25 protein-coding genes are annotated in these 25,366 nt (G+C 66.2%); 16 read left to right on the forward strand and 9 right to left on the reverse strand.

Translation table 11 applies throughout. The features are described 5' to 3' along the window. From AC5I49_RS21475 to AC5I49_RS21485, 3 genes are all read right to left on the reverse strand, one after another. Window positions 1-1,812: a PhoH family protein gene (locus AC5I49_RS21475; protein WP_495789864.1), complete on the reverse strand. Its 1,812-nt coding sequence runs from the start codon at window positions 1,810-1,812 to the stop codon at window positions 1-3. Between the two features lie 176 nt (window positions 1,813-1,988). Continuing rightward, window positions 1,989-2,474 carry a peroxiredoxin gene (locus AC5I49_RS21480; RefSeq protein WP_012207021.1) on the reverse strand — a complete coding sequence of 162 codons (486 nt, stop codon included), beginning with the start codon at window positions 2,472-2,474 and terminating at the stop codon, window positions 1,989-1,991. 138 nt (window positions 2,475-2,612) lie between these two features. Next, window positions 2,613-2,981 carry an Mth938-like domain-containing protein gene (locus tag AC5I49_RS21485; RefSeq protein WP_017407848.1) on the reverse strand — a complete coding sequence of 123 codons (369 nt, stop codon included), beginning with the start codon at window positions 2,979-2,981 and terminating at the stop codon, window positions 2,613-2,615. A 171-nt stretch (window positions 2,982-3,152) separates the two neighbouring features. Between AC5I49_RS21485 and AC5I49_RS21490 the strand changes: the two genes are divergently transcribed. From AC5I49_RS21490 to AC5I49_RS21520, 7 genes are all read left to right on the forward strand, one after another. Further along, window positions 3,153-4,388, forward strand: coding sequence for a pyridoxal phosphate-dependent aminotransferase (locus AC5I49_RS21490; RefSeq protein WP_016447750.1), 1,236 nt, complete (start codon window positions 3,153-3,155; stop codon window positions 4,386-4,388). A gap of 110 nt (window positions 4,389-4,498) precedes the next feature. Continuing rightward, window positions 4,499-5,848 (forward strand): homoserine dehydrogenase, encoded by a 1,350-nt coding sequence (locus tag AC5I49_RS21495; protein ID WP_016447749.1) that lies wholly within the window; start codon window positions 4,499-4,501, stop codon window positions 5,846-5,848. Between the two features lie 140 nt (window positions 5,849-5,988). After that, window positions 5,989-7,416: a threonine synthase gene (gene thrC, locus AC5I49_RS21500; RefSeq protein ID WP_016447748.1), complete on the forward strand. Its 1,428-nt coding sequence runs from the start codon at window positions 5,989-5,991 to the stop codon at window positions 7,414-7,416. Window positions 7,417-7,462: 46 nt separating this feature from the next. Continuing rightward, the gene (mobB, locus tag AC5I49_RS21505) at window positions 7,463-8,023 is read left to right on the forward strand and encodes a molybdopterin-guanine dinucleotide biosynthesis protein B (protein ID WP_016447747.1); all 561 of its coding nucleotides are present in this window, start codon (window positions 7,463-7,465) and stop codon (window positions 8,021-8,023) included. A gap of 10 nt (window positions 8,024-8,033) precedes the next feature. Continuing rightward, window positions 8,034-9,269 carry a molybdopterin molybdotransferase MoeA gene (locus AC5I49_RS21510; RefSeq protein ID WP_495789865.1) on the forward strand — a complete coding sequence of 412 codons (1,236 nt, stop codon included), beginning with the start codon at window positions 8,034-8,036 and terminating at the stop codon, window positions 9,267-9,269. Beyond that, window positions 9,266-9,541, forward strand: coding sequence for a molybdopterin converting factor subunit 1 (moaD, locus tag AC5I49_RS21515; protein WP_495789866.1), 276 nt, complete (start codon window positions 9,266-9,268; stop codon window positions 9,539-9,541). Before AC5I49_RS21510 ends, moaD begins: the two co-directional genes overlap by 4 nt. Before the next feature lie 5 nt (window positions 9,542-9,546). Next, entirely contained in the window at window positions 9,547-9,900 is a 354-nt protein-coding gene (locus AC5I49_RS21520) for a recombinase family protein (protein WP_017404077.1), read from the forward strand. Here AC5I49_RS21520 and dapA read toward each other — a convergent pair. The 3 genes from dapA to AC5I49_RS21535 form a co-directional block, all read right to left on the reverse strand. Next, on the reverse strand, window positions 9,846-10,781 hold the full coding sequence (gene dapA, locus AC5I49_RS21525) for a 4-hydroxy-tetrahydrodipicolinate synthase (RefSeq protein ID WP_495789867.1): 936 nt from the start codon (window positions 10,779-10,781) through the stop codon (window positions 9,846-9,848). The genes AC5I49_RS21520 and dapA overlap by 55 nt on opposite strands. Before the next feature lie 284 nt (window positions 10,782-11,065). After that, the gene (locus AC5I49_RS21530; protein ID WP_252651898.1) at window positions 11,066-11,410 is read right to left on the reverse strand and encodes a hypothetical protein; all 345 of its coding nucleotides are present in this window, start codon (window positions 11,408-11,410) and stop codon (window positions 11,066-11,068) included. An 8-nt stretch (window positions 11,411-11,418) separates the two neighbouring features. Further along, on the reverse strand, window positions 11,419-11,673 hold the full coding sequence (locus tag AC5I49_RS21535) for a hypothetical protein (RefSeq protein ID WP_016447741.1): 255 nt from the start codon (window positions 11,671-11,673) through the stop codon (window positions 11,419-11,421). A gap of 99 nt (window positions 11,674-11,772) precedes the next feature. Here AC5I49_RS21535 and moaE point away from each other — a divergent pair, with 99 nt between their 5' ends. After that, complete coding sequence (moaE, locus tag AC5I49_RS21540; RefSeq protein WP_016447740.1) at window positions 11,773-12,234, forward strand: molybdopterin synthase catalytic subunit MoaE; 462 nt, start codon at window positions 11,773-11,775, stop codon at window positions 12,232-12,234. A gap of 9 nt (window positions 12,235-12,243) precedes the next feature. Here the strand turns inward: moaE and AC5I49_RS21545 are convergent, their stop codons facing one another. After that, entirely contained in the window at window positions 12,244-13,137 is an 894-nt protein-coding gene (locus AC5I49_RS21545; RefSeq protein ID WP_252651897.1) for a DMT family transporter, read from the reverse strand. 104 nt (window positions 13,138-13,241) lie between these two features. Between AC5I49_RS21545 and AC5I49_RS21550 the strand changes: the two genes are divergently transcribed. The 6 genes from AC5I49_RS21550 to AC5I49_RS21575 all read left to right on the forward strand — a co-directional run bounded on the left by AC5I49_RS21550 (window position 13,242) and on the right by AC5I49_RS21575 (window position 20,982). Further along, a complete protein-coding gene (locus tag AC5I49_RS21550; protein ID WP_047326629.1) occupies window positions 13,242-14,150 on the forward strand; it encodes an AraC family transcriptional regulator in 909 nt (302 codons plus the stop codon). Window positions 14,151-14,292: 142 nt separating this feature from the next. Next, a complete protein-coding gene (gene clpB / locus AC5I49_RS21555) occupies window positions 14,293-16,905 on the forward strand; it encodes an ATP-dependent chaperone ClpB (RefSeq protein WP_495789868.1) in 2,613 nt (870 codons plus the stop codon). A gap of 30 nt (window positions 16,906-16,935) precedes the next feature. After that, window positions 16,936-17,295 carry a hypothetical protein gene (locus tag AC5I49_RS21560; RefSeq protein ID WP_016447736.1) on the forward strand — a complete coding sequence of 120 codons (360 nt, stop codon included), beginning with the start codon at window positions 16,936-16,938 and terminating at the stop codon, window positions 17,293-17,295. A 210-nt stretch (window positions 17,296-17,505) separates the two neighbouring features. Next, entirely contained in the window at window positions 17,506-18,942 is a 1,437-nt protein-coding gene (locus tag AC5I49_RS21565; RefSeq protein WP_016447735.1) for an aldehyde dehydrogenase family protein, read from the forward strand. Between the two features lie 256 nt (window positions 18,943-19,198). Continuing rightward, a complete protein-coding gene (locus AC5I49_RS21570; RefSeq protein WP_026062042.1) occupies window positions 19,199-19,720 on the forward strand; it encodes a GNAT family N-acetyltransferase in 522 nt (173 codons plus the stop codon). A 50-nt stretch (window positions 19,721-19,770) separates the two neighbouring features. Then, window positions 19,771-20,982, forward strand: a complete 1,212-nt coding sequence (locus AC5I49_RS21575) for a N5-glutamine methyltransferase family protein (RefSeq protein WP_016447733.1) — start codon at window positions 19,771-19,773, stop codon at window positions 20,980-20,982. A gap of 27 nt (window positions 20,983-21,009) precedes the next feature. Here AC5I49_RS21575 and AC5I49_RS21580 read toward each other — a convergent pair whose 3' ends face one another. Further along, complete coding sequence (locus AC5I49_RS21580) at window positions 21,010-21,555, reverse strand: hypothetical protein (protein WP_016447732.1); 546 nt, start codon at window positions 21,553-21,555, stop codon at window positions 21,010-21,012. 228 nt (window positions 21,556-21,783) lie between these two features. Between AC5I49_RS21580 and AC5I49_RS21585 the strand changes: the two genes are divergently transcribed. Continuing rightward, the gene (locus tag AC5I49_RS21585; protein ID WP_016447731.1) at window positions 21,784-22,761 is read left to right on the forward strand and encodes a tRNA dihydrouridine synthase; all 978 of its coding nucleotides are present in this window, start codon (window positions 21,784-21,786) and stop codon (window positions 22,759-22,761) included. A 13-nt stretch (window positions 22,762-22,774) separates the two neighbouring features. Here the strand turns inward: AC5I49_RS21585 and AC5I49_RS21590 are convergent, their stop codons facing one another. Next, window positions 22,775-24,520, reverse strand: a complete 1,746-nt coding sequence (locus AC5I49_RS21590; protein ID WP_495789897.1) for a phospholipase D family protein — start codon at window positions 24,518-24,520, stop codon at window positions 22,775-22,777. Window positions 24,521-24,639: 119 nt separating this feature from the next. Between AC5I49_RS21590 and AC5I49_RS21595 the strand changes: the two genes are divergently transcribed. Then, complete coding sequence (locus AC5I49_RS21595) at window positions 24,640-25,344, forward strand: GspH/FimT family pseudopilin (protein WP_392449986.1); 705 nt, start codon at window positions 24,640-24,642, stop codon at window positions 25,342-25,344. Window positions 25,345-25,366 lie beyond the last annotated feature (22 nt).

Consider the following 25,366-nt stretch of genomic DNA (forward strand, 5'->3'; position numbering starts at 1 on the left):
TTACAGCACCTCGCTGGCGAAGTCGGCCAGGCGCGAGCGTTCGCCGCGCGCCAGCGTGATGTGGCCGCTGTGGGGCCAGCCCTTGAAGCGGTCCACGGCGTAGGTCAGTCCTGACGATCCCTCGGTCAGGTAGGGTGTGTCGATCTGCGCCAGATTGCCCATGCAGATGATCTTGGTGCCGGGGCCGGCGCGCGTGATCAGGGTCTTCATCTGCTTGGGCGTCAGGTTCTGGGCCTCGTCGATGATGACGTACTTGTTCAGGAAGGTGCGGCCGCGCATGAAGTTCATGCTCTTGATCTTGATGCGGCTGCGGATCAGCTCGTTGGTGGCGGCGCGGCCCCATTCGCCGGCATTGCCGCCATCGCCCTTGGCCAGGAATTCGAGGTTGTCGTCGAGGGCGCCCATCCAGGGGCCCATCTTCTCTTCCTCGGTGCCGGGCAGGAAGCCGATGTCCTCACCCACGCTGACCGTGGCGCGCGTCATGATGATCTCGGTGTAGCGGCGGTCGTCCAGCACCTGGGACAGGCCGGCGGCCAGGGCCAGCAGGGTCTTGCCCGTGCCGGCCGTGCCGGTCAGCGTGACCAGGTCGATGTCCGGGTTCATCAGCAGATTCATCGCGAAGTTCTGTTCGCGGTTGCGCGCCGTGACGCCCCAGACGGCGTACTTGGGATTGCCGAAGTCCTTGAGCGTCTTGAGCACGGCCGTCTTGTCGCGGATCTCGGTCACGCGCATGAACAGGCTGGGCTCGCCCGGTGCCTCGTGGTAGACGAACTGGTTGATCATCAGCTGGTCGACGATGGCGCCGCTGATGCGGTAGTAGGTGATGGCGCCTTCCTGCCAGCTTTCGACGTTCTTGCCGGCCTTGGCCCAGAAGTCCTGGGGCAGGGCCAGGGCGCCTGCGTACAGCAGGTCGCCGTCGTCCAGTACCTTGTCGTTCTGGTAGTCCTCGGCCGCAAGGCCCAGGGCGCGTGCCTTGACGCGCATGTTGATGTCCTTGGACACCAGCACGACTTCACGCTCGCTGAACTTCTTGCGCAGCGCGGCGACAACACCCAGGATCTGGTTGTCCGCCTTGCCCTGGGGCAGGCTGTCGGGCAGCGAGGTCTCCAGCGGTTCTGTCTGGAAATACAGCATTCCCGTGGCGCTGCGCTGGCCCGTGGCATTCAGCGGCAGGCCCTTGTCCAGCGTTTCGGAGGGCTGGGAGGCGACCAGTGAATCCAGCGTGCGGCTGACCTGGCGGCCGTTGCGCGCCACTTCGGTCATTCCCTTCTTGTGGCCGTCGAGCTCTTCCAGCACCACCATGGGCAGGAAGATGTCGTGCTCCTCGAAGCGGAACAGGCTGGTCGGGTCGTGCAGCAGCACGTTGGTGTCGAGCACGAACAGCGTCTTCGGGCCTGTGCGCGTGCGGCGTGGGCGAACCGGCGCTGCCAGCAGTGCTGCCGGCTTGGCTTCCGTGGCCGACCTGTTGGCCGACCGGGTGCTGGACGGCGCTGCCGTTGCGTTGGAATTGTCGGTTGCACGGCGCTGCCGATGGGCCGGGGCTGCAGTCGCGGCCGCAGTAGCCGGTGCCGGTGATGCGGGCTTGGCGTTGCGGCCGCGCGCCGGTGCGGGCTTTGCGGCTGTGACGGTGGTGTTGGAGGCGGAGGCCGGGGCCGGCTTGCGCTTGCGTGGCGCGGCGGCAGCTACGGCCTCGACTGCATCGGGAAGATCGTCAGCGGGCAGGGGGTCTGCGTGCTGGGCACCGCGCACGGGAAGAAAGGCTTCGGGGGAGAGCTTGGCGGCACGGCGGCCGGGTGCGGGGGGCAGGGGCATGGTGGACGAACCGTTCCTCAACAAGGATCAAAAAGCACAAAGCCGCCTGGAAACCGAGGCGGCTTTGGAGGGGTGACAGGGAAAAGCGTCTTTGCTAAGAGGCATTGCCCCATTATGCATAGGCGGACGGCCTGAATATGTCGGCCGGCACTCTGTCACCTGTCGGATTGTTGCTATCAGGCAGCCTGCTTCAATGCCTTCAGGGTCTTGACAGCCTTGAGCACCTCGTCAACGTGGCCGGGAACCTTCAGGCCGCGCCATTCCTGCACCAGCAGGCCATCGGCTCCGACCAGGAAGGTGGAGCGCTCGATGCCCTTCACCTTCTTGCCGTACATGATCTTGTTCTTGACCACGCCGAACATGTGGCACATCTTCTCTTCCGTATCGGCGATCAGCTCGAACGGCAGTTCCAGCTTTTCCTTGAAGTCGTCGTGCGACTTCATGTTGTCGCGCGAGACGCCAAACACGGTGGCGCCAGCTTTCACGAAGTCCTTGTACTTGTCGCGGAACTGCATGGCTTCGGTGGTGCAGCCAGGCGTATTGTCCTTGGGGTAGAAATAAAGGATCAGAATCTGGCCCGTGTGGGAGGTGTTGGTCACCTTGATCCCGCCGGTAGCGTTGGCTTCAAATTCGGGAAGGGGTTTGTTGACAACGATCGCCATGCGCTTATATCTCTCGGGTGTAGTCGTTGAAATGCCGAGGGCCGTGTTTGTGTTTTTGCTTTTATCGGAAATGCCCCCAACCGCAACCTGCAATTTTACCCTGAAAACGGAATTTCTCCCAATCAGGGGGGCAGGAGTCTACTCCAAGAGTAGGGCCGCGACGACGTTACGGCCTTCGCTGGCAAGGATGTTGTAGGTGCGACACGCGGCCTGCGTATCCATGCTTTCCAGGCCGATGCGTCGGGCCATGAGCGGGCGCAGCCAGGCCGCTGGCGGGAAGCGGTTGCGCTGGCCGCTGCCCAGGATGATGACCTCTGCATCCAGCTGGGACAGGGCCTCGAAATGCTCAGGCGTCAGGTCTTCGAAGCGGGCGCAGTCCCAGGCCTGGCGCAGGCCTTTGGCGCCGACAAGCAGGCTGTGTTCGAACTTTTCCCGGTCCACAGCGACCCAGCCGGGGCCATAGCCCGTGATGCTCTGTGCTTCGGATTTGTCGGCGTGGAATTTCATGGATGAGGGTGGCGCGGTCTGCGCGATGGGGGTGGCCGCCACATGGGTCGGGGCCAGGGCGATGCTGCATTGCGGAACTGTGGTCAAATTATAGGTTTCACCAGGGTGCATGGGGCACTTTGGCGTGCATGAAGGCCGCAAGCCCGCGCCGGCCACTTTCATATTCTCAGCATGAAAACCGTTCTCAAATCCGCAAAACTAGCCAACGTCTGTTATGACATCCGCGGGCCCATCATGGACGCGGCCAAGAAGATGGAAGAGGACGGCCAGAAGATCATCAAGCTCAATATCGGCAATCTGGCCGTGTTCGGCTTCGACGCTCCTGAGGAAGTGCAGCAGGACATGATCCGCAACCTGCCCAATTCGGCAGGCTACTCGGACAGCAAGGGCATCTTCGCGGCGCGCAAGGCCGTGATGCATGAGACCCAGCGCCAGGGCATCCTGGGCGTGACGCTGGACGATATCTACCTGGGCAATGGCGCATCCGAGCTGATCAGCCTGGCCACGAACGCGCTGCTGGACGACGGCGACGAGATGCTGCTGCCGGCGCCCGACTATCCGCTGTGGACCGCCGTGACCAGCCTGTCCGGCGGCACGCCCGTGCACTATATGTGCGACGAGTCCAACGGCTGGATGCCCGACCTGGACGACATCCGCGCCAAGATCACGCCGCGCACCAAGGGCATCGTCGTCATCAACCCCAACAATCCGACAGGTGCCCTGTACAGCAAGCAGCTGCTGCAAAGCATCGTGGCGCTGGCCCGCGAGCATGGCCTGGTGATCTTCGCCGACGAGGTCTATGATAAGGTGCTCTACGACGACGTCGTGCATACGCCGCTGGCCAGCCTGTCCACCGATGTGCTGACGCTGACCTTCAACTCGCTGTCCAAGGCCTATCGCAGCTGCGGCTACCGCGCCGGCTGGATGGTGGTCTCGGGCGACAAGAAGGCGGCCAAGGACTATATCGAGGGCCTGAACATGCTCTCCAACATGCGCCTTTGCGCCAATGTGCCTGGCCAATGGGCCGTGCAGACGGCGCTGGGCGGGCATCAGAGCATCGACGAGCTGGTGCAGGAAGGCGGCCGGCTGCGCGTGCAGCGCGACCTGGCCTACCAACTGATCACCGAAATCCCCGGCGTGAGCTGCGTCAAGCCGCAGGCCGCGCTGTATATGTTCCCGCGCCTGGACCCCGAGATCTACCCGATCAAGGATGACCAGGCGTTCTTCCTGGAAGTGCTGCAGGAGACCAAGGTCATGCTGGTGCAGGGAACAGGCTTCAACTGGCCGCACCCCGACCATTTCCGCATCGTCTTCCTGCCGCACGACACCGACCTGCGCGAGGCCATCCGCCGCCTGGCCGTGTTCCTCGAGAAATACCGCAAGCGCCACGGCACGGACCGCGGCTGAGCTGTGCGGGGGCCGGCGGGGGAGAGGGCCTTGCGCCGACCATCGCTTTTTACCGGCTGCCGGCGCGCACCCTCTGGGCGCCGCAGCATTTTTTGACTGGCAAGTAGTTTATGAAACCGATCCAAGTAGGCCTTCTGGGCATTGGCACCGTGGGCAGCGGCACCTTCAACGTGCTGCAGCGCAACCAGGAAGAGATCCGCCGCCGCGCGGGCCGCGGTATTGAGATTGCCATGGTGGCCGACCTGGATACGGAACGCGCACGCTCCGTCGTGGGCGACACGGCCAAGGTGGTCGGCGATGCGCGCGAGATCATCGCCAACCCCGAGATCGACGTGGTGATCGAACTGATCGGCGGCTACGGCATTGCCAAGGCCCTGGTGCTGGAGGCCATTGCCGCCGGCAAGCATGTGGTCACGGCCAACAAGGCCCTGCTGGCCGTGCATGGCAGCGAAATCTTCAAGGCCGCCGCCGAGAAGGGCGTGATGGTGGCCTACGAAGCGGCCGTGGCCGGTGGCATCCCCATCATCAAGGCGCTGCGCGAAGGCCTGACGGCCAACCAGATCCAGTGGGTGGCCGGCATCATCAACGGCACGACCAACTTCATCCTGTCCGAGATGCGCGACAAGGGCCTGGACTTCGACGTGGTGCTCAAGGAGGCCCAGCGCCTGGGCTATGCCGAAGCCGATCCGACCTTCGACATCGAAGGCGTGGACGCCGCCCACAAGGTCACGCTGATGAGCGCCATCGCCTTCGGCATTCCCGTGCAGTTCGACAAGGCGCATGTGGAAGGCATCACCAAGCTGTCTGCGGCCGACATCAAGTACGCCGAGCAACTGGGCTACCGCATCAAGCTGCTGGGCATCACCAAGCGCACGGACAAGGGCATCGAGCTGCGCGTGCACCCCAGCCTGGTGCCGACCAAGCGCCTGATCGCCAACGTGGAAGGCGCGATGAACGCCGTCGTCGTCCATGGCGACGCCGTGGGCACGACGCTGTACTACGGCAAGGGCGCGGGCTCCGAGCCCACGGCCAGCGCCGTGATTGCCGACCTGGTGGACATTGCCCGCCTGCACACGGCCGACCCCGAGCACCGCGTGCCCCCGCTGGCCTTCCAGTCGAACACGCTGGTCGCCGCAGGTGGCGAGCTGCCCGTGCTGCCCATGAGCGAGGTGGTCACCAGCTACTACCTGCGCATCCGCGTGGCCGACGAAGCCGGCGTGCTGGCCAAGATCACCAGCATCCTCGCCGGTGCCGGCATCAGCATCGATGCCTTGCTGCAGCGCGAGGCTGGCGAGGTGAGCGGCGACAGCGAAGGCAGCCAGGGCGTGCCGCAGACCGACCTGATCATCCTGACCCACGCCACGCGCGAAGGCGACATGGATGCTGCCCTGGCGCAGATCCAGCAGTTGCCCACGGTGCTGGCCCCTATCAACCGCATCCGCAAGGAAGAGTTGAACTAAGACACCCCCTGAGCGGCTGCGCCGCTTCCCCCTCTCTCGCACGCGGGAGGGGGACGACGCCCTCGCTGCGGGGCGGCCCTTGCTCGGCATCCCTGGCATCGGCCGCGCCCCGTCTCACAGAATACTGACGAGGAAGCGACATGCTTTATCTTTCCACGCGCGGCCACGCGGACCGCAAGCGCTTTTGCGACATCCTGCTCGAGGGCCTGGCGCCCGATGGCGGGCTGTACCTGCCCGAGCGCTATCCGCAGATCGATGCCGCCCGCCTGGGCGAGCTGCGCAGCATCTACAAGGAGCAGGGCTACGCGGCCCTGGCCTTCGAGATCCTGAGCCTGTACATCGACGACATCCCGGCCGAGGATCTGCGCGCCCTGTGCGCCAAGACCTATACGCAGCAGGTGTTCGGCACGGCCGAGATCACGCCGCTGCGCCCGCTGGAAGACGGCCTGTGGCTCGAAGCCCTGTCCAACGGCCCCACGCTGGCCTTCAAGGACATGGCCATGCAGCTGCTGGGCAACCTGTTCGAGTACGAACTGGGCCGCCGTGGCGAGGAACTGAACATCCTGGGGGCCACCAGCGGCGATACCGGCAGCGCGGCCGAGTACGCCATGCGCGGCAAAAAGGGCGTGCGCGTGTTCATGACCAGCCCGCGCGGCCGCATGAGCCCCTTCCAGCAGGCCCAGATGTTCAGCCTGCAGGACGCCAACATCCACAACATCGCCATCGAGGGCGTGTTCGACGACTGCCAGGACATCGTCAAGGCCGTCTCCAACGACCACGCCTTCAAGGCGAAGTACAAGATCGGCACGGTCAACTCGATCAACTGGGCCCGCCTGCTGGCCCAGGTCGTCTACTACTTCGCCGGCTACCTGCAGGCCACGCAGAGCAATGACCAGAAGGTCAGCTTCACGGTGCCCAGCGGCAACTTCGGCAACATCTGCGCCGGCCATGTGGCGCGCCAGATGGGCCTGCCGATCGAACGCCTGGTGGTGGCGACCAACGAGAACGACGTGCTCGACGAGTTCTTCCGCACGGGCGCCTACGTGGTGCGCGGCAGCGAGCACACCTACGAGACATCGAGCCCCTCGATGGACATCTCCAAGGCCAGCAACTTCGAACGCTTCGTGTTCGACCTGCTGGGTCGCGATGGACAGGCCACGCGCGAATTGTTCGCCGAGGGCGTGGCACGCCAGGGCCGCTTCGACCTGGGCGGCAACCCGCTGTTCCAGGAAGCTGCTGCCCGATACGGCTTCGTCAGCGGCAAGAGCACGCATGCCGACCGCCTGGCCACCATCCGTGATACCTTCGAGCGCTTCGGCACCATGATCGACACGCACACGGCCGACGGCGTCAAGGTGGCGCGCGAGCAACTGCAGGCCGGCGTGCCCATGATCGTGCTGGAGACGGCACTGCCCATCAAGTTCGCCGCCACCATCGAGGAGGCCCTGGGCCGCCTGCCCGATCGCCCGGCCAAGTTCGAAGGCATTGAGGACCTGCCCAAGCGCGTGACCGACTTGCCGGCCGACGCCGAGCAGGTCAAGGCCTACATCGCCCGGCATTGCGACTGATGCCACGGCCGGGCTGTCCGCGGGTCCGCAGCTGGAGTGCATGGCGATGAAGGTCATCGGCTTTGCCGGCTACTCCGGCTCGGGCAAGACCAGCCTGGTGGAGCCCCTGATCACGCTGATGCGTGCGCAGGGGCTCAGCGTTTCGGTGGTCAAGCATGCCCACCACCATTTCGATGTCGATCACGAGGGCAAGGACAGCTGGCGCCACCGCAAGGCGGGTGCCTATGAGGTGGTGCTGGCTTCCGATCGCCGTCTGGCGCTGATGCGCGAATTCCCCCGGCCCACGGAGCTGTCGGTGCACGACATGCTGGCCGAGCTGGACCCCCTCGTGGACTGGGTGCTGGTAGAGGGTTTCAAGCACGCCGACCTGCCCAAGATAGAAATCTGGCGCGAGCAGCCCGAGCGCACCAGCGCCGGCAAGACCCAGGCGCCTTTGTTCCCGCACGATCCCCATGTGCTGGCCGTGGCAACCGATGCGCCGGCCCGCCTGCCCGAGCCGCCGCGCCAGCCCGTGCTGGACCTCAACGCGCCAGCGCAGATACTGCAATGGCTGCTGGATCAGGGGGAGCGCCTGCGCTACCGTGCACCTGACAGCGGCCAAGACTAGGAGAAAAACCATGCGAGCCCCGCTCAAGCCCCTCGATGAAGCGCTGGCCGAACTGCTGGCCCAGGCACTGCCGCTGGCTGGCGATGACACCGTGGACTGCTTTGACGCCGATGGCCGCGTGCTGCGGGTCGACGCCGTCTCGCCGCTGCAGGTGCCGCCCCAGGACAACAGCGCCATGGACGGCTACGCCGTGCGCAGCGCCGAATGCACGCAGGGCAATGCCGAGCTGCCCGTCTCGCAGCGCATCCCCGCAGGCGCCGTGGGCCAGCCGCTGGCCGTGGGCACGGTGGCGCGCATCTTCACGGGGGCTCCGGTGCCCGAAGGTGCCGATGCCATCGTCATGCAGGAAGACTGCGAAGTTCTGGAAGACGGTCGCGTGCGCATCAAGGCGCGGCCCGAGGCCGGGCAATGGATACGCCGCTCGGGCGAGGACATCCGGCGCGGCGCCACCGTCATCGCGGCCGGCACGCGCCTGTCGCCGGCCGAGCTGGGACTGGCCGCCAGCATCGGCCTGGCCTCTTTGCGCGTGGCACGCAAGCCGCGCGTGGCCCTGTTCTCCACGGGCGACGAGCTGGTCATGCCGGGCACGGTCGCGCCCGAGCAGATGCCGCCCGGCAGCATCTACAACAGCAACCGATTCTTCCTTCGCGCCCTGCTGCAGCGCATGGGCTGCGAGGTCACCGACTTCGGCATCGTCCCCGACCGGCGCGAGGCCACTGTGGATGCTTTGCGCGAGGCGGCCCGCGCGCATGACCTGATCCTGACCAGCGGCGGGGTGTCGGTCGGCGAGGAAGACCATGTCAAGCCCGCCGTGCAGGCGCTGGGCCAGCTCGACCTCTGGCAGATCGCCGTCAAGCCCGGCAAGCCCTTCGCCTATGGCCGCGTGAACCGCGAGGGCGAAGGCTTTGCCCACTTCATCGGCCTGCCCGGCAACCCGGTCTCCAGCTTCGTCACCTTCCTTTTGCTGGTGCGCCCCTTCGTGCTGCGCCTGCAGGGCGTGCAGCAGGCGCTGCCGCGCTCGGTCGAGGTGCGCGCCGACTTCCATTGGCCTCGCGGGGACAAGCGCCGCGAATTCCTGCGCGTGCGCTACAACGAGGGCGGTGGCCTGGAGCTGTTCCGCAACCAGAGTTCGGGCGTGCTGACCTCGGCAGCCTGGGGAGATGGCGTGGTGGACAACCCGCCAGGCCAAGCCATAGCGCCGGGCGACCGGGTGCGCTTCATCGCCTTTTCGGAGCTGCTGTCATGAGCCAGGCCGTCCCCACCGCCATCACCATCACCGTGCGCTATTTCGCCTCCATCCGCGAAGCCCTGGGCACGGGCAGCGAAACCCTGTCCACCGAGGCCGCCACCGTGGGCGCGCTGCGTGAGAAACTGATTGCGCGTGGCGGTGCAGCCGCCGAAGCGCTGGCCCCTGGCAAGGCCGTGCGCATGGCGCTGAACCAGGTCCTGTGCGATGCCGGTGCCGCCATTCGCCAGGGGGACGAGGTGGCTTTCTTCCCTCCCGTGACCGGAGGTTGACCCAAATGACCACCGACAAGCCCGTGGACCAGGCCATCAGCGCGCGCACGCGCAAGGCCTTGTCCGAAGCCAAGGCGCGCGGCGTGCAACTGGGCCGCGCAGGCGCAGACAACCTGCGCGCCACCGTGGAAAAGCGCAAATCCACGGCCGATGCCTTTGCCCAGCAGCATGAGGCGCTGTTCGCCGAACTGCAGGCGCGCGGCCTGACGCACCGCGCCATGGCCGCCGAACTCAATGCCCGCGGCATTGCCGCGGCCCGGGGCGGCGAGTGGACGCACGGTCAGGTGCAGCGCATCCTGAACCGCTATGCCGACCTGCGTTCGGCAACACTGTCTGCGGACGGCAGCAGCGGCAGCTGAATCCCGGCCAGCCGCTGCGCCAGCGCGGCCGATGCCGGCTGCATGGGCGCCCGCAGCGTTGCCCGCATTCGGCCCTGCTGCGCCAGCAAGGCCTTGATGGGGGCGGGGTTGGGCTCGGCAAAGCAGGCGGCGATGTGCGGCTGCAGCGGCTGCCACAGCGCACGGGCAGCGGGCAGGTCGCCGCGCTCCAGGCATTGCATCAGCTCGACGAAGTGCCCTGTATGCGCGTGCGCGCTGGCAGCAATCGCTCCCGCGCCGCCCAGGGCCAGCGTGGAAAAGATCTGCGCGTCTTCGCCGGCCAGCACCTGCAGTTGCCCATCGGCGATCAGTGCCTGGGTCTTGGCGGCATCGCCCCCGCAATCCTTGATGGCCACGATGCGCTCATGTGCGGCCAGCGCACGCAGCGTGGCCAGCTCCAGCACCACGCCGGTGCGGTAGGGAATGTCGTAGACGATGACCGGATGGGCGCTGCGCTCGGCAATCGCCGTGAACCACTGCAGCAGACCTGCCTGCGACGGGCGTATGTAATGCGGCGCGGGCACCAGAATGCCGGCCAGCGGCAGGGCGTTCAGTGCCTGAACGCGGGCCAGCGCATGCCCCAGGTGGCAGTCCGAAACGCCCATGACCACGGGCATGCCCTGGGCCGCTGAGAGGATGGTGGACAGGGCGGCATCGTGCTCCGCTTCGCTCAGCGCGGCGGCCTCGGCGGTCGAGCCGCAGGCCACGTAGCCGGCGATGCCGCTGGCGTTGTAGTGCTGCACCAGGGCGCGCAGCGCCCCGTGGTCCACCGCCGCCTTATCTCCAGGAAGAAAGGGCGTGACCAGCGGAAGCCACAGCCCCTGGAATCGGGCTTGTGGCGAGGTGGTGGAAGGCAAAGACATGGAAGATCCCTTCGGGTGATTCAAACAATGAACGACCGGACGCAGCCACCGGCCAGACCGAGGGCGGAAAGGCAGGCGCCTGAAGGGATGTGGGAAGGGGAGATGGAGGCTGCCGGGCCGGTTCCGTCGCTCATCTGGACGGAACCTCAGCTCCGGTCAGACGAGCTGGGGTTTGCAGGCTTTGCCCAGGCACAGGCGCACGGCATCACCGTGGCATGTGGGGAAGGCAAAGATGGCAGGCATGGCGCGCAGTGTAGCGCGCCTGAGCGCCTCGGTGGTGACCTTCAGGCTGCGCCTTCGGCGCCGGGAGGGGTTGATGCATCGGGCAGCAGCGGTGCCTGCCACTCCAGCAGCTCGGCCAGGCGCTGCACGATCCAGCGTGCCTCGCCGGGGCTGACGATGGAGCCTTCGGCAGCCAGGCCGGCGTGCATGCCCAGCAGCACGCCTTGCTCCGAGGAATTGCCCGAGTGGTAAAGCGTCTGTGCCTGCTCGACCAGGTGGCTGGCCAGGTCCTCGCACAGTTCATAACGTCCGACCACGTCTGCAATCGATGCCTTGAGCCGGCCGTGCCGGTCGGCATACAGGGCGGCAAAGCTCGGCGGCGGCTGTATCTGGCTGGTGTCGTCCATGGCGCGCCTCAATCGGGTTCGAACAGGCGTTCGAAGCGTGCGATGTCTTCGGCCAGCTCGCAGCTCACCAGCTGGCCCATCTTGCCGTCGCCCAGCCGGTGGGCTGCAAACAGCGTGGCCTTGCCGCGAAAGCCGTAGTCGGGCAGGTGGATGATGGTGTAGGGATGGGGCACGAACAGCTGGTGCTCGTAGACCACGCGCTGCTCGTTGCGCGGCGAGGGATAGAGCGTGTATTCGGGGGTGGTGATCGTGAGTGTGGCCATGCGTGGCCCGCCGCAGCAAAAAAGCGCTGGGGGCAGGGGAGGGCAATGCTACCGCGTTCATCGCCTTCTGGCGCGCCACCGGCCTGCGACAATGCGGGCATGCAAGCAGCCCGTGTATCCATCCAGACCGAGGATTTCGACGTATCGGCCGAACTCGCCGCCCTGCGCTCCGGCGACGCCCGCGTGGGCGCAGTCTGCAGCTTCATAGGCACGGTGCGTGACCGCAACGAGGGCGCCGCCGTGGCCAGCATGGAGCTGGAGCACTACCCGGGCATGACCGAGAAATCCATCGAGGCCATCATCGACGAGGCCGTGCAGCGCTTCGGCATCCATGGCGCGCGCGTCATCCACCGCATCGGCCCGCTGCAGCCCATGGACCAGATCGTGCTCGTGGCCGTCACCGCATCGCACCGGGGCATGGCTTTCCAGGCCTGCGAATACATCATGGACTACCTCAAGTCGCTGGCGCCTTTCTGGAAAAAGGAACAGACGCCCGAGGGCGCGCGCTGGGTGGATGCGCGCGTCAGCGACGAAGAGGCGCTGGCGCGCTGGCGCCAGTGAGCTGACGCTTCAGGCCCTGCGCAGTGCGGCACCCCGCAACCATTGCGGCGGCCGGAACACCAGCAGGTTGCCGAACATCACCAGCAGCAGGCCACCCACGGCCAGCGGCGTCCACACATAGCCTTCGAAAAGGGCCGAGATACTGAGCGCAACGATGGGGAACAGCACCGTCGCATAGGCCGCCTTCTCGGGGCCCAGGCGCCCGACCAGGGTCAGGTAGGCCGTGAACGCGATCACCGAGCCCGGAATGGCCAGGTACAGCCAGGAGCCCACATAGGTCCAGCTGGCATCGAAGCGCCAGGGCAGGCCTGCCACCAGCGCATAGCCTGTCAGCAGCAGCGTGCCGGCCAGCATGCCCCAGGCATTGGTCTGGGCCGGCCGCCAGCCCATGGACTGCAGCGAGGCCGACAGCATGTTCCCGCAGGAAAAGCACAGCGTGCCCAGCACGGCCCAGCCCAGGCCGGGCAGGCTGGCATGCCGGCCTTCTCGCAGCTCGGGCCAGAACAGCGCCACCAGGCCTGCAAGGCCGAAGAGGCTGCCGGCCAGCACATGGGGCGCCAGCCCGCGGCCGTGGATGATGCGCGCCAGCAGCGCGTTCCAGAGATTGGCGCTGGAGAACACCACGGCGGCCAGGCCGCTGGCCAGCGTCTCGCTGGCATGCATGAAGCACACGAAGTTGAAGCTGAACAGGCACAGGCCCTGGGCCAGCACGCGCGGCAGCGCCGGGCCGCGGGGCACGCGCAGCTGGCGCGACCAGGCCAGCCAGGCGAACATCAGCACGGCGGCCAGCGCAAAGCGGTAGGCAATGGACAGCTCCACGGGCACGGCGCCCAGCTGCAGCTTCAGGGCGATCCAGGTCGAACCCCAGATCAGCACGACCAGGGCATAGAGGGTGGCAGTCATGGCCGGTGATGATGGCGCCGCAGGCTGGGCGGGCATGGCAGATTCCTGCGGTTTGATGGCCTGGCGCCATGCGTCGGTATGGCGGCGGGACCACAATCGCTGCCATGACGCCCACGCCGCTGCCCGAGCTGCCATCCAGCCACCTGTGCCAGGTGCTGTCACGCTCCAAGGCCAGGCTGCAGCGGCGCGTGCGCCTGAGCGAGGGGGTGGAGCTGGCCGTCTGGGCCAATGTGGACGACGAGGTGCGCTACTGCCAGCCAGGCCACCACACCTTGTCGGTCTACCTGGCCGGCGGCGAGGGCTCGCAACTCAAGGCGCGGCCCGAGGCCATGGGGGCGCCGGGGCGCATCTGCATCTTCACGCCAGAGGACGAATCGCACTGGCTGGTGCGATCGCCCGTGCAGTTCCTGCACCTGTATGTGTCCGACCTGGCCTGGGCGGGGCGCGTGGTCCGCATGCTGGATGCCGAGCCCCGCTCGCGCACCTTGCGTGCGCAGATCTACGGGGACGATCAGGCCTTCCACGCCGGTGCCCGTGCGCTGATGCAACTGGACTGGCAGGACCCGCAGCAGCAACTGGCGGCCGATGCCATTGGCCAGCAACTGGTGGACCGGCTGGTGCTGCAGTCCGCCACGCCGCGCCAGGTGCAGGCGCTGCAGCGGCCGCTGGGCGGGCTCTCTGCGGCCGTGCGGCGCAGGGTGCTGGCCCATATCGAGGCGCATCTGCATGACTCCAAGGCCGTGTCGCTGCCGGCGCTGGCGAGGCAGGCCTGTCTTTCCGAATTCCATTTCGCGCGCATGTTCCGCCAGAGCATGGGCTGCACGGTGCACGAATGGGTGCTGCAGCAGCGCCTGGCCCGGGCACGGCGCGCCCTGGCTGCGCGCAACGTGCCGCCGCTGGCCGAGCTGGCGCTGGATTGCGGTTTTTCCAGCGCCAGCCACCTGGTGCGCAGCTTCCGGGCGCATTTGGGCGTTACGCCTACGCAGTTCTCGATCTTTCAGCGCAATGCTTGAGAAGGATGGCCGGCCTCGCCGGCCTCGTCGGCCTTGATCTGGCGCAAGCGTCTGTCCTTGCGGGCCGGGCATGGCTTGAAATTTGCCCTGCCGGTATCAGATAAATCGCAATGACCCTGTTTCAGGAGCGAAAAGAAACACCATGCGAATCGACAAACTGACAACCAAGTTCCAGGAAGCCCTGGCCGACGCGCAAACGCTGGCCCTGGGCGGTGACCAATCCAATATCGAACCCCTGCACCTGCTCGTGGCGCTGCTGCGCCAGGACGATGGTCCGCGCTCGCTCTTGCAGCGCGCCGGCGCCAACGTGGGCCAGCTGCAGGCCGCGGCCGAGAAGGCCCTGGCAGACCTGCCGCGCGTGCAGCATCAGGACCAGGTGCAGGTCGGCTCCGAGCTGGGCCGCCTGCTGCAGGTGATCGAGAAGGAAGCCCTCAAGCGCGGCGACCAGTTCATTGCCAGCGAGCTGTTCCTGCTGGCGCTGACCGATAGCAGCGGCGCCTCCACGCGTGCGGGCCAACTGCTCAAGGAAAGCGGCGTGACGCGCTCCAGCCTGGAGTCGGCCATCAACGCCGTGCGCGGCGGCCAGACCATGGACAGCGCCGAAGGCGAAGGCCAGCGCGAGGCCCTCAAGAAATACACCATGGACCTGACCGAGCGCGCGCGCATCGGCAAGCTCGATCCGGTGATCGGCCGCGACGACGAAATCCGCCGCTCCATCCAGGTGCTGCAGCGCCGCAGCAAGAACAACCCCGTGCTCATCGGCGAGCCCGGCGTGGGCAAGACCGCCATCGTCGAGGGCCTGGCCCAGCGCATCGTGGCCGGCGAGGTGCCCGAAAGCCTCAAGAACAAGCGCGTGCTGTCGCTGGACATGGCGGGCCTGCTGGCCGGCGCCAAGTACCGCGGCGACTTCGAGGAACGCCTGAAGTCCGTGCTCAAGGAAGTGGCCCAGGAAGAGGGGCGCATCATCCTGTTCATCGACGAGATCCACACCATGGTCGGCGCCGGCAAGGCCGATGGCGCCATGGACGCGGGCAACATGCTCAAGCCTGCGCTGGCGCGCGGCGAGCTGCACTGCATCGGCGCGACCACGCTCGATGAATACCGCAAGTACATCGAAAAGGATGCGGCGCTGGAGCGGCGCTTCCAGAAGGTGCTGGTCGAGGAGCCCTCGGTCGAGGACACCATCGCCATCCTGCGCGGCCTGCAGGTGCGCTACGAGGCCCACCACGGCGTGGACATCACCGACCCGGCCATTGTGGCCGCGGCCGAGCTGAGCCACCGCTACATCACCGACCGCTTCCTGCCCGACAAGGCCATCGACCTGATCGACGAGGCTGCGGCCAAGATCAAGATCGAGATCGACTCCAAGCCCGAGGTCATGGACAAGCTCGAGCGCCGCATGATCCAGCTCAAGATCGAGCGCGAGGCCATGAAGAAGGAAAAGGACGAGGCCTCGCAAAAGCGCCTGCAACTGATCGAGGAAGAACTCGGCAGCCTGGAGCGCGAGTACGCCGACCTCGAAGACGTGTGGAAGAGCGAGAAGGCCAGCGCCCAGGGCTCCGAGCAGATCCGCAAGGAGATCGACCAGATCCGCATCCAGATCGACGAGCTCAAGCGCAAGGGCGACTTCAACAAGGTGGCCGAGCTGCAGTACGGCAAGCTGCCCTCGCTGGAAAAGCAGCTCAATGAAGCCCAGGCCAGCGAGCAAGGGCAGGGCGGTGCGCCCGCCCACAGATTGCTGCGCACCCATGTGGGCGCCGAGGAGATTGCCGAGGTGGTCAGCCGTGCCACGGGCATTCCCGTGGCCAAGATGATGCAGGGCGAGAAGGACAAGCTGCTGCGCATGGAAGACCGGCTGCATGACCGCGTCGTCGGCCAGGACGAGGCCATCTCGGCCGTGGCCAACGCCATCCGCCGTTCGCGCTCGGGCCTGTCCGATCCCAACCGGCCCACCGGTTCCTTCCTGTTCCTGGGCCCCACGGGCGTGGGCAAGACGGAACTGTGCAAGGCGCTGGCCGGCTTCCTGTTCGACAGCGAAGACCATCTGGTGCGCATCGACATGAGCGAGTTCATGGAAAAGCATTCCGTGGCCCGCCTGATCGGCGCGCCGCCCGGCTACGTGGGCTACGAGGAAGGCGGCTACCTGACCGAGGCCGTTCGCCGCAAGCCCTACAGCGTGCTGCTGCTCGACGAGGTGGAGAAGGCCCATCCCGACGTCTTCAACGTGCTGCTGCAGGTACTGGACGACGGCCGGCTGACCGACGGCCAGGGCCGCACCGTGGACTTCAAGAATACGGTCATCGTGATGACGAGCAACATAGGCTCTTTGCTGATCCAGGCCATGGTCGGCGAGGATTACGATGATGTGAAAGACGCGGTCTGGGGGGAACTCAAGAACCATTTCCGACCCGAATTCCTCAACCGCATCGACGAGACCGTGGTGTTCCACGCGCTCGACGCGAAGAATATCGAGTCGATCGCAAGGATTCAGCTCAAGCTGCTGGAGCGGCGTTTGGAGAAAATGGACCTTGCGCTGCAGGTGTCCGACCAGGCACTGGCCGAACTGGCCAAGGTGGGCTTCGATCCCGTTTTCGGGGCCCGGCCGCTCAAGCGCGCGATACAGCAGCGGATCGAGAATCCGTTGTCGAAACTGCTGCTTGAAGGGCGCTTCCCGCCCAAGAGCACGATTGCGGTGCATGTGGACCCGGTACAGGAACCGGGCGTATTCCGGTTCGATGCGGCAGACTCCGCCTGACGCACCGGGCCAGCCAAGAAAGGCTTTGCTTTGAACGATTTCGTCGCCACCCTGACCCGCTGGGCCGTTCGCATCCTGCTGATGCTTGTGGGCCTGGTCTTCTTTGTCAGCCTGCTCACCGCGGCAGCGCTGCTGGCCCTGGTCTGGGCCGTGCGGGCGCTGTGGGCCAGGCTCACCGGCCAGCCGGTCATGCCCTGGGCCATGCGCATGAGCCCGCGGGCTGGCTGGCAGACCGTCTACCGCTCCGGCTCCGAGTGGATGGCCCAGCGCCCGCAGCGCGCCTACGGCGCGGCTGAAGGCGGTGGCCGTCGCGCAGGTGCAGGCGCAGGCGTGCTGCCGGGAGCGGGCGAGGTGACCGACGTTCAGCCCCGTGAAGTGCGCGAGCCCTGAAGCGTCTTGCTGCAGCCTTTACGCGGCCTGCGCATCTTCGCGCCCAGGCCGCGCATATCGGCCCGTATAGTCTGTAACCCTCGGGAGCCCGTGCAAGGCTCCCTTTTTTTTCTCCGAGCCGTTCTGGCTGCTTGCCGTCGTATCCAGCCAACCCGCAGGCGGCCTGTGCAGCACGAGAGCGTCTGCCGCGTCTTCTTACCATTGAGCCCTATGACCCAGATGGATCTTCATCGCGTCTTCGAACTTCAGTACCAGGCCAGCCGGGCGCAGGTGGACGTGCCGCTGCTGGTGCGCCGCGAGAGGCTGCTGCGCATGCAAAAGCTGCTGGACGAGCACGGCCCCGTGCTGGCTGCCGCAGTGCAGGCCGACTTCGGCATGCGCTCGCCACGGTTGACCGAGATGGTGGAGCTGTTCGTGCTGCGCAACCTGCTCAAGCACACGCTGCGCCATCTGGCGCGCTGGTCGGGGCGCCAGCGGGTGCGCACGCCGCTGATGCTCATGCCGGGCCGTGGGTGGATAGAGCGCCAGCCGCTGGGCGTGGTGGGGGTGATCTCTCCGTGGAACTATCCGGTGCAGCTGGCGCTGGGGCCTGCCATCACGGCCCTGGCAGCGGGCAACCGCGTCATGCTCAAGCCCAGCGAACTCACGCCGCACACGTCGGCGCAACTGGCCGCGCTGGTGGGGCAGTTCTTTGCGCCCGAGGAGTTCGCCGTGATCGAAGGCGATGTGAGCGTGGCCACGCAGTTCTCGGGCCTGCACTTCGACCACTTGCTGTTCACCGGATCGACGGCCGTGGGCCGGCGCGTGGCCCAGGCGGCCGCAGCGCACCTGACGCCGACCACGCTGGAGCTGGGCGGCAAGTCGCCCTGCATCGTCTCCACCGACTGCGACCTGAAGGAGGCGGCGCTCAAGATCGCACATGGCAAGCTCGTCAACGCAGGCCAGACCTGCATTGCCCCCGACTACGTGCTGCTGCCGCGTGGACAGGAGGCCGAATTCGCCGAGGCCTTTCGCGCCGCCGCGCAGCGGCTGTTCCCGCGCTTTGCCGGCAACCCGGACTATGCCGCCATCCTCACCAAGCGCCACCTGGCCCGCCTGCGGCAGATGCTGCGCCAGGCCCAGGGCATGGGCGCCCATGTCGAATGGATGGAGGACGGCGGCGCCAGCCAGGAGGGGGCGGACATGGCCTGGGGTGATGCCGTGGAGCGCCAGATGGCACCGGCCCTGGTCTTCAATGCCACCAGCCAGATGCAGCTCATGCAGGAGGAGATCTTCGGCCCCATCCTGCCCGTGATCAGCTACGACAGGCTGGACGATGTGGTCTCGGCCATCAATGCCGGGCCCAGGCCGCTGGCGCTGTACTGGTTCGGCCGCGACGAGAAGGTGCGTGATGCGGTGCTGTCACGCACCATCAGCGGAGGGGTGACGGTCAATGACACCCTGCTGCACTTCGCGCACGAGAACCTGCCCTTCGGTGGCGTGGGCGACAGCGGTTGGGGTGCCTATCATTCGGAGCAGGGCTTTGCGCGGCTGAGCCATCAGAAGGCGGTGTTCGTGCAGTCGCGCTGGTCAGGGGCCGCCATGCTGTATCCGCCCTATGGTGCGAAGTTCGATCGCATCATGGAACTGATGCGCCGCTGGCTGTGAGCAAGGGCTCGATCGGGCGTGCTGCCGGGCATGCCTGCATCGTGAGGAATTGTCAACTGATTCCTTGGCGAGCCTTGTGTTGCATGCACTAGCTGCTCTTTTTTGAAGAGCACATAGCACATCCGATAGCCGAGGGCAAGAAAACGAGCACAGCCGTACTTGCGTGCATGGCTAAGGGGCTCGATGCACGCAAAAAGCGCGATTCCGGTGAAAATCACGCCCTTCTATTTTCACCTGTTTTCGTTTCGGTTTTTCCATGTCTAGTATCCAGGTTCGTCCAGCCACTCTCCGCGATGCAAAAGCGATTGCCCAGATCCATACTGCTTCCGCCATGGAGGCTTACCGAGGTCTGGTTCCCGATGACCAGCTCAAGAGCATGTCGTCGGTAGAAAAACGCCAGGCCTATTGGCGCGAAGCCATTGAATTTTGCGAGCCCCAGGTTCAGGTCGCCATCGATGGCGACAAGATCGTCGGCTTCGTCGGCTTCGACCGCTCGCGCGATGAGAAGTCGCGCCAGACCACCGGTGAAATCTGGGCCATCTATGCTGCACCTACCCACTGGAATCAGGGTGTGGGCGTGGCCCTGTGGGACGCCGCACGCGACGGCCTGCTTGAAGAAGGCTGCACCAATGTCACGTCGTGGGTGCCGCTGCGCAATGAACGCGCGCTGCGCTTTCACGAGCTCGCCGGCTTCAAGCGCGAAATGTCCACCGCCAAGACGGCCCAGGTGGGCGGTCTCAAGATCGAGGAAGTGCGGCTCAAGCGCGCACTGAACTGATCGGGTCTCCGACCCGCTTTCCCCCTAAATCACTCACGGAGCAGCAGGCCTTGTCCTCTTCCCAGAACTGGTCCCTGCTGCAATGGCAGGAGAACGAGGCCACGCAGGCAGCGCTGTGGCGCGCGGACAGCACCATGACCGCACCGCGCCGCATCGTCATCGCCGACGACAGCCTGTCTGCCGACAGCGCCTACCGCCTGGCCTGCGAAGGCCAGGCGATGCTGTGGCGCGGCGATTTCCAGAATGCCAGGCAATTGCTGTCGGCGCTGGGCCGCCGCCTGGACAAGCCTGCACGTGAGACGTCCGCCAAGGCTCGCCATCGGCGGGCCGGCAAGCAAGACGCCAAGCCTGTCTTTCCCCATGCCTTCCACCTGCACCGCCAGGCGCTGGCGCAGCGGGCACGCATTCTGTCCAGCGTGATGATCGAGCTCGATGCCAGCTGGCATTGCGCCCTGCGCCGCGCCCCGGACTGGAGCGAGGCCTGCCGCGAGGCCTGGGGCGACATTCCCGCCGATCAGGGTGCGCGCAGCGTCATCGTTCCCTTGCGTGAACTGCTGGGCGCGCTGGGCGCGCATGAGTGGCGCAAGAAGGGCGTGGCCCTGGCTGTGCCGGGCATGCCGGAGTTCAGCATTCATCCGCACTACGGCGTGTTCTCCCCGGTGCGCGGCGAGTACCTGGATCTGGTGGCGCAGGCGCCCCTGCCGGCCGCAGCCCAGCAGGCCGATGCCGCGGTCTGGGATATCGGCACGGGCACGGGTGTGCTTTCCGCTCTCTTGCTGCACCGTGGCGTGCGGCAGGTGGTGGCCACCGACCTGAGCGACCGGGCCCTGGCCTGTGCGCAGGACAACCTGCAGCGACTGGGATTGGCGCAGCGCGTGAGCCTGCGCAAGGCAGACCTGTTCCCCGAAGGCCGGGCCGCCCTGGTGGTCTGCAATCCACCGTGGTTGCCGGGCAAGGCCAGCTCCCTGCTGGAGCAGGCCGTCTACGACGAAGGCAGCCGCATGCTGCGCGGCTTTGTGCAAGGCCTTGCAGCGCATCTGCTGCCGGGCGGCGAAGGCTGGCTGATCCTGTCGGATCTGGCCGAGCATCTGCAACTGCGCTCGCGCGAGCAATTGCTGGAGTGGATCGAGGCCGCTGGCCTGCAGGTCCTGGGCCGAGAGGACATCCGCCCACGCCATGGGAAGGCAGCGGACGCTGCCGATCCTCTGCACGCCGCACGCGCTGCCGAAGTCACCTCGCTGTGGCGCCTGGCGCCTCGCTGATCGCCGGCACCCACGCTTTCATCCCGGTCAGGCGCCTTGCGCTGCCATTGACTCGCTTGCCTCCTGGGGCAGCAGATGCTGCAGCCGCTCGCGCAGCGCATCCGCGCGCTCGTTGCCGGCATGCTCCTGCACGGTCTGCAGCAGCTGCAAGGCGGCGGCCTGCAGGGCCGCCAGGTCGCGCGCTTCGCGCAGCAGATGGCGCAGCACCTGGGCCTTGTCCTCATGGCGGTTGGCGAACATGCGCTCGCACAGGTCGAACAGATACATGCGTGTGCCGGCCAGATTCAGCGTGGCGGCAGGGCCTGGTGAAGCGGGTTGCCTGGCAGCGGCTGGCGCCATCGCGGGGGGCTGCGGCTGGGGCGATGTTTCGATGGCATTGCCGGCCAGGCGCTGAAGATGGCCGCTGTCTATCAGCTGCTGTACCAGCTCCCTGGCCTGGGCACCCAGCACCTGCTGCAGCTGCTCCTCGGTGCGGCCATCGGCCATCAGCAGCACCGAGCGCTCGCGCAGCGGCAGGCTGCGCCGGCCGGGCTGCAGCTCTTCAAGGGCCTTGGCGGTTTTTTGCAGCAGCATGGTTGGGGCAGGGGAGTCCGACAAGCCCCGATTGCACGTTACATGAATGACCGTGGCGTGAAAAAGCCATGACAACTGGTCCGGTGCAACTTGCTGCGGCAAGGGCACAATCGCCTGCCGCCGCCTTGATGAGGGGCGATTCGAAGGGGCAGGCGGCCAGTACGGGCCGCAGGAATATTGTTTGATCTGTAACAGGAAGACGGGGCTGCAGGCCCCGGAACACAGCTGATGAGACTGTTGCTGGCGCCCATGGAGGGCTTGCTTGATTTCGTGCTGCGCGATGTGCTCACGCGCGTGGGCGGTGCGGACCGCTGCGTCTCTGAGTTCATCCGCGTCACGGGGACGCTGCTGCCCGACAAGGTATTCCTGCGCACCATGCCGGAATTGAACAATGGCAGCCGGACGCTGGCGGGGGTGCCCGTGCGGGCCCAGTTGCTGGGATCGGACCCGGACAGCATGGCGGCCAACGCGGCCAATCTGGCGCGCCTGGGGCCGGAGGGCATCGACCTGAACTTCGGCTGCCCGGCCAAGGTGGTCAACCGCCACGGCGGCGGCGCTGCGCTGCTGCAGGACCCGGAACAGATTGCGCGCGTGGTGGGCGCCGTGCGTGCCGCCGTGCCAGCGGCCATGCCCGTGTCGGCCAAGATGCGGCTGGGTTTCAACGATACTGCCCTGATGACCGAATGCGCCCAGGCCATGCAGGCCGGCGGTGCCTGCGAAATCGTCGTTCATGCCCGCACCAAGCTCGATGGCTACCGCCCGCCCGCCTACTGGGAGATGATCCCGCGCATCCGCGAATCCGTGACCGTGCCCGTGGTGGCCAACGGCGAGATATGGACGGTGCAGGAGGCGCTGCGCTGCCGCGAGCAATCGGGTTGCAGCGACCTGATGCTGGGGCGGGGAATCGTTGCCGACCCGGGCCTGGCGCTGGCCATTCGCGCCGCCGTTGAAGGTGAGCAGACCCCGGCCGCCGAGGTGTGCTGGAGCGACCTCGTGCCCCAGGTTCAGCGCTTCTGGGACATGGTCTGCGAGGACTTGGAGCCGCGCCAGCGCGCAGGCCGTCTCAAGCAATGGCTGAACCTGCTGCGCCGCCGCTTTCCCGAGGCCGAGCAGGCCTATCAGGAGGTGCGCACCCAGACCGATCAGCGCGAGATCACCCTCTGGGTCCAGGCGCTGGCTCGGCGCCAGGAGTGGGCGGGGTTGTAGCGCTGTCGTCCGCCTACAGCAGGTGGTCCGGCGCCAGCGGGCCCAGGAGCTTGAGCATCAGGCGCAGGCCCCAGCTGGCATCGGGCTCGCTGTGCTCGTCGGCGCGGTCGCTGTCTTCCGAGGCCCGCCAGACCAGTCCTCCATCCTTGTCGATCTCCACGCGCCAGCTGCCGTCCTGCAGGCCCTCGTCAATACTTTGCGTGGCCAGCCTGCCGAACTCGCGGCTGGCGATGAGCAGGGCGATCTCGGTGTTCTGCAGTTGCGAGCGCAGGTCCAGATTCATCGAGCCGACTGCCACCAAGTGACCATCCACCACCAGCAGCTTGGAATGCAGCATGGCGCGCGAGGCACCCGTGGCGCCTGAAGGACCGCCACCGCCACTGCTGCCCGAGCCAAACGCAGAGCGGACACTGGCCGCCGTGCTGCGCATCTCATAGAGTTCAACGCCCATCTCCAGCAACGCCTTGCGGTGGCGTGCATAGCCGGCATGGGCCAGGGGCGCGTCATTGGAGGCCAGTGAATTGGTCAGGATGCGCACGCGCACCCCGCGTTGCCGCGCGCCGCGAAACGCCTCCATCATGTCCGGACCGGGCACGAAATAGGGCGAGACCACCAGCAGATCGCGCCGCGTCTTGCGGACCAGGGCCAGCAGGCCGTCCACTACCGAATCGGCCTCCAGCACTGGGCGCGCCGCCTGGCGCAAGGCCGGAGTTGGCTGGCCCATGGGCAGCGTGCCAGCAGGCTTGGCCTGCGGGCTGTTCGGGGCGGGTGTGGCTGGCGCAGACGCGTCCGCACTGGTGCTCGGGCTGTCATCCCTGTCCAGCGGGATCTTGGCCGGCTGGTCCACCAGCACAGCGGCCGAGGCCCAGGTCCATGGCGCCTTGCGCAAATCCATGGGCTGCTGGTCCCAGATGATGCGGCTGTGTTCGGCGGCCTGCTCAGCCGTCTTTGCCTCTTTGGCGGCAACGGCAGGCGTAGGGTCCTCGTCCTGCGCCTGATCGCCATCATCGGCAAAGCGCTCGCGCAGCTGCTTGAGCTCCTTGAGACTGATGAGCGACTGAACCGGATAGGCGCGCGGGTTGTTCCAATAGCTGTCGAAGCTGCGTGACAGATCGCTGACCACCGGCCCCGCAGCCAGCACGTCGAGGTCCACGAAATTGCTGGCGCTGTCCGCGTCGAAATACGCATCGCCCAGATTGCGCCCCCCGATCACGCCCATGGCGTTGTCGGCAATGAAGAGCTTGTTGTGCATGCGCTGCTGCGCCCGCTGGAAATCCGTCAACAGCGTATAGGCCCGCCCCAGCACGGAACTGCGTGCGCCCGCCAGCGGGTTGAACATGCGCATCTCTATGCCCGGCACAAAGGCCAGCCGCATGACCTGCGCATTCGCACCCGTGCTGTGGAAGTCGTCCAGCAACACCCGCACCCGCACGCCACGCCGCGCCGCCTCCACCACGCCGCGCAGCAGGCGCTGCGTGCTCTCGTCGGCATGGATGGCGTAGTACTGCAGGTCCAGCGTCTGCTGCGCTCCCTCGACCAGGGCCAGCCGTGCGCCGTAGGCGGCCTGGGCGCCGGACAGGAGGGTGAAGGCGGAGGTGGACTGTTTTGCGCCCGTTTCGGCACGTTGCAGCTCCAGCAAGCGGCCTAAAGGCGTTGACTGAGGGGGCGCGACCAGCGCATGGGTCACGGGTCTTTCCACGTCGTTCGGCAGCCCCGCGCATCCTGTGGATGCCAGAAGTGCAAGCAATGCCATGCCCATGAGCGACTTGCGCAACCGGTTCAAGGGTAAGGACGAGTCGCTCATGGTGATGAAGGCTAGGGAATAGTCTGTAAGGGGACGGCGCCTGTGGATTTTTGCATGTTCCATCTGTAGCAGATGTGGCCGAAAACGCGTCAAGCCTGCCAGACCAGTCTGGCGCCAAGACAGGCGGTGGCCTGTGCCCGCTGAACGGTCCGCTGCGCTGCGAAGTGGAAAGTAATAATCAAAATATGTCTTTTTGCAAGCTTCTGTTACCGCCGCCAACGCAGGCAAAAGGCTTCACCTTGATCGAGTTGATGGTGACGCTAAGCATTGCCGCTGTGCTGGCGATGCTGGCAGCACCGTCCATTGGCGACTACATCGTCAAAAGCAAGATGAACGGCGTGGGTGGAGAGTTCTCGGGGAGCATCCTTCGGGCCAGGAATGAATCTGTAAGCCGCAACACCTGCGTCACCATGTGCATGAGCAGCAAGGCGGGCGATGCGGCACCTGTCTGCACGACTACGGGCAGTGACTGGCAGGTCGGCTGGATTGCCTTTTTGAATACCAGTTGCGATGCCTCTGCTACCAAGCCTGCTGTGGATGGTGATTTGATCTTCGCGCGGGTGGCCAACGGCAGCGACGTACTTCTTTCTGCCGCAGGCACTAAGCCGCTCAGAACCATCATGTTCAACTCATCCGGCTCTCCGTCCTTGCCGAGCTCTTCCCAGTTTGGCTTGTTCTATCAGGACAAAGACAGTGCCTACACCAAGAGATACGGCTCCAATATCTGCATAGATGCCCAGGGGCGTTCCAGGAGCATCCCGGGCAACAAGTCCTGCTGAGGGCCAAGAATGAAATTTGCTC

Source organism: Delftia sp. (genome assembly GCF_059499305.1).

What these genes read in the sequence shown, in the direction of transcription:
- AC5I49_RS21475 (WP_495789864.1), bottom strand. Translation starts at nt 1,812, where the DNA reads ATGCCCCTGCCCCCCGCACCCGGCCGCCGTGCCGCCAAGCTCTCCCCC.
- AC5I49_RS21480 (WP_012207021.1), bottom strand. Translation starts at nt 2,474, where the DNA reads ATGGCGATCGTTGTCAACAAACCCCTTCCCGAATTTGAAGCCAACGCT.
- AC5I49_RS21485 (WP_017407848.1), bottom strand. Translation starts at nt 2,981, where the DNA reads ATGAAATTCCACGCCGACAAATCCGAAGCACAGAGCATCACGGGCTAT.
- AC5I49_RS21490 (WP_016447750.1), top strand. Translation starts at nt 3,153, where the DNA reads ATGAAAACCGTTCTCAAATCCGCAAAACTAGCCAACGTCTGTTATGAC.
- AC5I49_RS21495 (WP_016447749.1), top strand. Translation starts at nt 4,499, where the DNA reads ATGAAACCGATCCAAGTAGGCCTTCTGGGCATTGGCACCGTGGGCAGC.
- thrC (WP_016447748.1), top strand. Translation starts at nt 5,989, where the DNA reads ATGCTTTATCTTTCCACGCGCGGCCACGCGGACCGCAAGCGCTTTTGC.
- mobB (WP_016447747.1), top strand. Translation starts at nt 7,463, where the DNA reads ATGAAGGTCATCGGCTTTGCCGGCTACTCCGGCTCGGGCAAGACCAGC.
- AC5I49_RS21510 (WP_495789865.1), top strand. Translation starts at nt 8,034, where the DNA reads ATGCGAGCCCCGCTCAAGCCCCTCGATGAAGCGCTGGCCGAACTGCTG.
- moaD (WP_495789866.1), top strand. Translation starts at nt 9,266, where the DNA reads ATGAGCCAGGCCGTCCCCACCGCCATCACCATCACCGTGCGCTATTTC.
- AC5I49_RS21520 (WP_017404077.1), top strand. Translation starts at nt 9,547, where the DNA reads ATGACCACCGACAAGCCCGTGGACCAGGCCATCAGCGCGCGCACGCGC.
- dapA (WP_495789867.1), bottom strand. Translation starts at nt 10,781, where the DNA reads ATGTCTTTGCCTTCCACCACCTCGCCACAAGCCCGATTCCAGGGGCTG.
- AC5I49_RS21530 (WP_252651898.1), bottom strand. Translation starts at nt 11,410, where the DNA reads ATGGACGACACCAGCCAGATACAGCCGCCGCCGAGCTTTGCCGCCCTG.
- AC5I49_RS21535 (WP_016447741.1), bottom strand. Translation starts at nt 11,673, where the DNA reads ATGGCCACACTCACGATCACCACCCCCGAATACACGCTCTATCCCTCG.
- moaE (WP_016447740.1), top strand. Translation starts at nt 11,773, where the DNA reads ATGCAAGCAGCCCGTGTATCCATCCAGACCGAGGATTTCGACGTATCG.
- AC5I49_RS21545 (WP_252651897.1), bottom strand. Translation starts at nt 13,137, where the DNA reads ATGACTGCCACCCTCTATGCCCTGGTCGTGCTGATCTGGGGTTCGACC.
- AC5I49_RS21550 (WP_047326629.1), top strand. Translation starts at nt 13,242, where the DNA reads ATGACGCCCACGCCGCTGCCCGAGCTGCCATCCAGCCACCTGTGCCAG.
- clpB (WP_495789868.1), top strand. Translation starts at nt 14,293, where the DNA reads ATGCGAATCGACAAACTGACAACCAAGTTCCAGGAAGCCCTGGCCGAC.
- AC5I49_RS21565 (WP_016447735.1), top strand. Translation starts at nt 17,506, where the DNA reads ATGACCCAGATGGATCTTCATCGCGTCTTCGAACTTCAGTACCAGGCC.
- AC5I49_RS21570 (WP_026062042.1), top strand. Translation starts at nt 19,199, where the DNA reads ATGTCTAGTATCCAGGTTCGTCCAGCCACTCTCCGCGATGCAAAAGCG.
- AC5I49_RS21580 (WP_016447732.1), bottom strand. Translation starts at nt 21,555, where the DNA reads ATGCTGCTGCAAAAAACCGCCAAGGCCCTTGAAGAGCTGCAGCCCGGC.
- AC5I49_RS21585 (WP_016447731.1), top strand. Translation starts at nt 21,784, where the DNA reads ATGAGACTGTTGCTGGCGCCCATGGAGGGCTTGCTTGATTTCGTGCTG.
- AC5I49_RS21590 (WP_495789897.1), bottom strand. Translation starts at nt 24,520, where the DNA reads ATGGGCATGGCATTGCTTGCACTTCTGGCATCCACAGGATGCGCGGGG.